Source organism: Lentiprolixibacter sp. (assembly GCF_982873095.1).
In genome coordinates this window covers 1-5,452 of the sequence record NZ_CEYNTP010000077.1, presented here as the reverse complement: position 1 = coordinate 5,452, position 5,452 = coordinate 1, and the positions used below count along the sequence as shown (strand labels likewise).

The 5,452-nt window shown below is 45.5% G+C and carries 5 protein-coding genes; 1 reads left to right on the top strand and 4 read right to left on the bottom strand.

Annotated features, from left to right (window positions below; translation table 11 throughout):
• Window positions 1–910, top strand: a 910-nt coding sequence (locus AC4E7D_RS06430; protein WP_490172987.1) for a mechanosensitive ion channel family protein, incomplete at its 5' end; no start/stop codon positions are given.
• Between the two features lie 19 nt (window positions 911–929).
• Here AC4E7D_RS06430 and AC4E7D_RS06425 read toward each other — a convergent pair.
• The 4 genes from AC4E7D_RS06425 to AC4E7D_RS06410 form a co-directional block, all read right to left on the bottom strand.
• Complete coding sequence (locus tag AC4E7D_RS06425; RefSeq protein WP_490172986.1) at window positions 930–1,850, bottom strand: DUF481 domain-containing protein; 921 nt, start codon at window positions 1,848–1,850, stop codon at window positions 930–932.
• A 113-nt stretch (window positions 1,851–1,963) separates the two neighbouring features.
• Window positions 1,964–3,265: a serine hydrolase domain-containing protein gene (locus AC4E7D_RS06420; RefSeq protein WP_490172985.1), complete on the bottom strand. Its 1,302-nt coding sequence runs from the start codon at window positions 3,263–3,265 to the stop codon at window positions 1,964–1,966.
• Between the two features lie 323 nt (window positions 3,266–3,588).
• On the bottom strand, window positions 3,589–5,079 hold the full coding sequence (locus AC4E7D_RS06415) for an aminotransferase class V-fold PLP-dependent enzyme (RefSeq protein ID WP_490172995.1): 1,491 nt from the start codon (window positions 5,077–5,079) through the stop codon (window positions 3,589–3,591).
• A gap of 137 nt (window positions 5,080–5,216) precedes the next feature.
• On the bottom strand, window positions 5,217–5,452 hold a 236-nt coding region (locus tag AC4E7D_RS06410), incomplete at its 5' end, for a GIY-YIG nuclease family protein (protein ID WP_490172984.1).

Here is a 5,452-nt window from a genome sequence, read left to right as displayed (position 1 = left end):
CATTTTCATCTGGTTATTGATCAACACCCTGTCTTCCTACGGCGAACAGCGCCTGCGTGAGAGCAACCGTTTTGGAGGGCTTTCGGCCATATCATTTTTCCGGAACAGTGCCAAGTTCATCCTTGTTTTAATTGCCCTACTGATAGCTTTAGATACCATAGGAGTCAATGTTACGGCAGGCCTGGCGGCTTTGGGGATTGGTGGCATTGCTCTGGCTCTTGGTGCCCAGAAAACCATAGAAAACATCGTAGGTGGCCTGTCCGTTATCTTTGATCAGCCAGTTAGTGTTGGGGATTTTTGCAAAGTTGGGGATACCCTGGGTACGGTAGAGAAGATCGGTATGTTTTCTACACGGATAAGAACTCTGGGCCGTACCGTTGTCACTATACCCAATGCGGACTTTTCCACCCGTTTAATTGAGAATTATGCGAAAAGGGATATGTTCTGGTACCATACCGTTTTAGGTTTGCGCTACGAGACCACTTCAGATCAGATGCGCTATATCCTGGTGGAGTTGAGAAAGATTTTATACGCACACCCCAAAGTTGATCCGGACCCCGCCCGGGTACGTTTCCTGGGCTATGGCAGTGACGCTCTGAAAGTAGAACTGTTTGCCTATACCCATGCCGCAGATTGGAATGAATTTCTGGGGATACAGGAAGATATCAACCTGCGTTTGGCCAAGGTCATTGAGGACAGCGGTAGTGGATTTGCCTTTCCGTCCCAAACCCTGTATCTATCCAAGGACCAGGGGCTTTCCCAGGAAAAGAAAGCAGAGGCTGAGAAACGGGTCAGGGAATGGATCGAAAACAATGAGCTGAAGTTACCGGATTTTGACGCTGATACCATTGCATCCCTTAAGGGAAGTATTCAATATCCTCCAAAAGGCACTGATCATCCCAAAAAATGAAAGCAATACCTTAGCACAGTTACCATTCCCAGCCGATCCCTGTGCGGATAATATAATCCGTTTCACTAGCATCTTGCACAGGTTGGTTATCATAGTTAAGGGAAATTCCCATACGGATAAAGAAGTCCAGGGGCAGGTCGTACTTGGCGTCAAAATTAACGTCTGCGCGATACCGCCCCTTATCTGATAGTCCTGTATATCCCATGTACAGAAAGGAAAGCTGGAGGTCCCCAATATCGTATAAATTCACTTCGGTGCCCAGGTAGGCTTCCCAGGTGTTTCGCTCCGTCGTTTCATTTGTAAAGCGTTCCAGATTGTTATTGGTGCCTGCCTTCACCCCCCAATATGCCCGGTTTGAACTAATTATAAATTTACCAATACCCAGTTGTGAATTTGCCCTTAGGTCAATGAGTTGTTCCGTGTTGGATAGGGTGGCTATGGTGCCAATCAAGTACCAGTTTTTAGGCAAAATACGCCGGTAATTCAACAGGCCATCGGTACGCTTAACCGATGCTACATTGTCCTGGCTGGACCGTATGATATTGTAGGAGGCATCGGCCGTCCATTTATCGGTTTTGTAGCTGACGGAGCTGCGTAAAGAGAATTGACGTAAGTTCTGGGCTTTTGTAAGGTTAAAACCAGCTTCTACCATGGCCCCAAAACGATCGGAGAAACCTTCTTTAAATGGGTTTAAATACACGATATCGTCCTGTGCACAGGTAAGAAGAATAGAGTCCTGGTCAATTATTTGTACGTGTTGATCCGAAACGGAAGCCAATCTCCCCCGGTAAATCTCACCATTACTGCTCACTACAAATTTGGAATGCGTATAAATCTCTTTGATGCTGGACCATTTAATTTTGAAATTCTCATCTCCATAGGGCACATCGATTTCCAGTACTCCCCGTCCCATTTTCTTGATCTGACCTACCACAGACACCTCATATCCCGTATCAATAACAAGGGAATCAGACTGACAGAAACCTTGATAAAAAGAAAAGATAATTAAGGTCAGGCTTAAGCAGCACTTTGGTATAACGCCCACTTTAATTATCATTTACCAATTAAATATTTTGCTACGGCATGATATGCCGGCAGGGAAGTAGGATCTATTTTTGAATTTTTGGCTTCCGGATGCGAAGCAAACCTTACAAGTACCATTTCTGCTTTGGGGTCAATATAAATGGTTTGCCCGTGTACCCCTCGGGCAGCAAAGGCTCCATGTTCGTTGTGGGTATGCCACCACATATTTCGATAGCTCCATCCTTTAAGTGAATTGTATACCGATTTACTGAACGCTTCCTGGCTTCCTCCCCTCATTATGTCTTCTATCAGGGATGCGGGCAAGATCTGTTTCTTGTTGAATTTTCCTTTATTACGGACCATTTCCCCAAACATGGCCATATCCCTCATGTTGGCGCTGAATCCTCCTCCAGCAAACGCAATGCCGGCACCGTCTATTTGAAAGTAGCCGTCAAAATGGGTCCCGAGAGGTTTCCAGATCCTTTCAGAAAGCAGATCCGGTATGGATTTACCAGTAACTTTGGAAACGATCCAACCCATGACGTCTGTATTTACCGTTTTATAACCGAATATCTCCCCATGCTCACCTTCCTTCTGAACGGTTTTTAAATAGTCATAGTAATTTGTAGGACCCTTATAGGAAGCAGGTTTCGGGAATGGGTTGCCTGCCGCAGAAAAGGCCCAGATCTCCGCCTTGGGATTTGAGTAATCCTCGCTGTATTTCAGGCTGGAAGTCATGTCCAGGATCTGCCTTATGGTGGCATCGCCAAAAGCCGATCCCTTTAATTCCGGCACATAGGCTGCTCCTGTTTTATTTTCATCCAATACGCCTTCGGCTACCAGCAGGCCTCCTAATGTTCCCGTAAAGGTCTTGCTGACAGACATGGCCGCATGCACCCCATCCGGTTTGAGTTCCCCGAAATATTTTTCATAAACGATCCTGCCCTTATGAAGGATAAGCATGCCATCCGTATAATTTTTAGCCAGCGATTCCCGCCAGGTCATGGGTTTGGAACTGTTAGTCGGCATAAAGGTGACATTGTCAATAGCACTATCAAGCCTAACTTTAAATTTATAACGGTTGGTTATCGCCCCTTTTACTTCGGTTGTTGGCATAAATTCCCGCATATGGCAAACGCTGTACCGCAACGCGGGAAACCTGAAGAAACTGCCGTCTATGGCAGTTACTATTTTATCTTCAGGTGGAGGAAAGCCTTGCATCCAGCCCATTTTATTAGGGTCTGAATCCTCAAAATTCAGATAATCCTGACTGAGCAAATTGTTTGGTTTAGCAAGGAAAATAACCAGGTATATGAAGACTAGTTTTTTCATGATCAGAAATTATAAAGGATTAGGGATCTACCTCTTAAAACAGAGGAAGAAGGAAAAGAAAAAAATAACGCCAATAGTTTCCCAATCATGGGTTGAACACTATTTCCGCGGTTAGGTTTCAGGGAATCAATATATAAAAAAAAGAAACTGTATCCATATTCCAATAATTCATCAACGTTATAGAATTAACCCCTACATTCGATTTAGCTTAGTTCAGGCTTCGGAGGACTGAGTTTAGAAATTAAAATGCCCTGTTTTGGTATGGCTTCGTTCAAGCTTAAGAGGAGCGATTTCGAATAGGACAAAACCTGATCTTGCTGATCTTATCTAAGGGTAAACAGAGATCGGATTTCATCTTGTTCGTCTGTGCCCTCAGACCTGTAGATGAATTCATTGGATTTTGGATCGTATCGGTAATCCTTAGCCCATTGCTTGTGGTTTTCAGCGATTTCCAGGATGGCATCACAGATGATATCGATTTCCGCCATGGTGTTGGTAGGATGGACAGACATTCGGATCCATCCGGGTTTGTGCGATAGGTCGCCCTCGTCGATTTCGCAGGTGATGTTCCGGGACATTTCCTCGTCCACGTGAAGTAGAAAGTGGCCATAGGTACCTGCACAGGAGCAACCTCCCCGGGTTTGTATCCCATACCGGTCGTTAAGTAGTTTAACGGCCAGATTGAAATGCAGGTCGTCAATATAGAATGAAAAACAACCCAGGCGGTCCCTATGTTGGGCTGCCAGGATGTTAATCCCCTCCTGGCCATGGAGGCGATCGAAAACCCGATTGATCAACTGGTGTTCCCGTTCCAGTATTTGGGATATACCCATTTCTTCTTTAAGACGGATGGCTAGCGCTATCCTGATAGTTTGTAGGAAGGCAGGGGTGCCCCCGTCTTCCCGGGTTTCAATGTCGTCTATATATTTGTGGTTTCCCCACGGGTTTGTCCAGCTTACCGTACCACCTCCAGGGTTGTCTGGTACTTTGTTGTGGTAGAGGTTATTGTGAAATAAGAGTACACCACTGGAACCGGGACCGCCCAGGAATTTGTGTGGAGAAAAATAGATAGCGTCAAGGTGGGTCTCGGGATCTTCCGGGTGCATATCGATTTCCACATAGGGGGCTGAACAGGCAAAATCTACAAAGCAGAGGCCGTTATACCGATGTATCAGACGGGCTATTTTGTGGTAGGGCGTTCGGATTCCGGTTACGTTCGAGGCGGCAGTTACTGCAGCGATCTTAATTGGGGCGGCTTGATGTTCCTGAATGCATTTTTCAAATTGATCCAGGCAGATGAGTCCATCTCTTCCAGGGGGTACAACAACAACACGCGCAATGGTTTCCAGCCAGGTGGTTTGGTTGGAATGATGTTCCATATGGGTGAGGAATACCACCGGTCTTTTTTGATCGGGTATCTCCGTATGGGGTTTCAGGTTCTCGAGGACTTTCAGGCCCAGGATCCGCTGGAATTTGTTTACTACCCCGGTCATGCCTGACCCAGTAGTGATCAGTACATCGTCGGCATTGGCATTGACGTGTTCCTTGATGATGCGCCTGGCTTCAGCATAGGCCCGCGTCATGGTAGTACCGGTAATGGTGGTCTCTGTATGGGTGTTTGCCACAAACGGGCCGAAGTCTGTCAGCAGTTTTTCTTCAATAGGCCGGTACAGCCTACCACTGGCGATCCAATCTGCGTAAACTATCCTTTTTTCTCCGTAAGGGGTGGTGAAGGTCTGGTTGATACCAATGATATTCTTACGGAAACGCTCAAAATAAGTTTCGAGGGAAGTTTTTTCTATGGTACTCTGCATCTTTCCCATGAGGATGGTATTCTTTCAAATCCTGCTAATTGTTTGTTTTTACATCCCGTATATTAAACAAACTCGTCTATCCATAAATTGCCAGTGTAAATTAGGCAATTTCCGGGAGATTCATATTAATCAGGGGGTTAAATCAACCGTTTGTTACGAAAAGCAATGCCAGAACCTGATTTCAAATATCTTTCGTAATCATAGGCCTTTTTTACTTCATTGAAGAAAGTGACATGAACGAGCCTTACAGGTAGTTTATCTTGCGTAAATGAAACCTCTCCTTTGCGGTGTGCTCTTAGTCTATTACCGATATTTCTAGAGAATCCAGTGTAGTATTGACCGTTGGCACAAGCCAGGATGTAAACTGCAAATG

Coding starts and splice junctions, on each gene's coding strand:
- AC4E7D_RS06420 (WP_490172985.1), bottom strand. CDS start 3,265: ATGAAAAAACTAGTCTTCATATACCTGGTTATTTTCCTTGCTAAACCA.
- AC4E7D_RS06415 (WP_490172995.1), bottom strand. CDS start 5,079: ATGCAGAGTACCATAGAAAAAACTTCCCTCGAAACTTATTTTGAGCGT.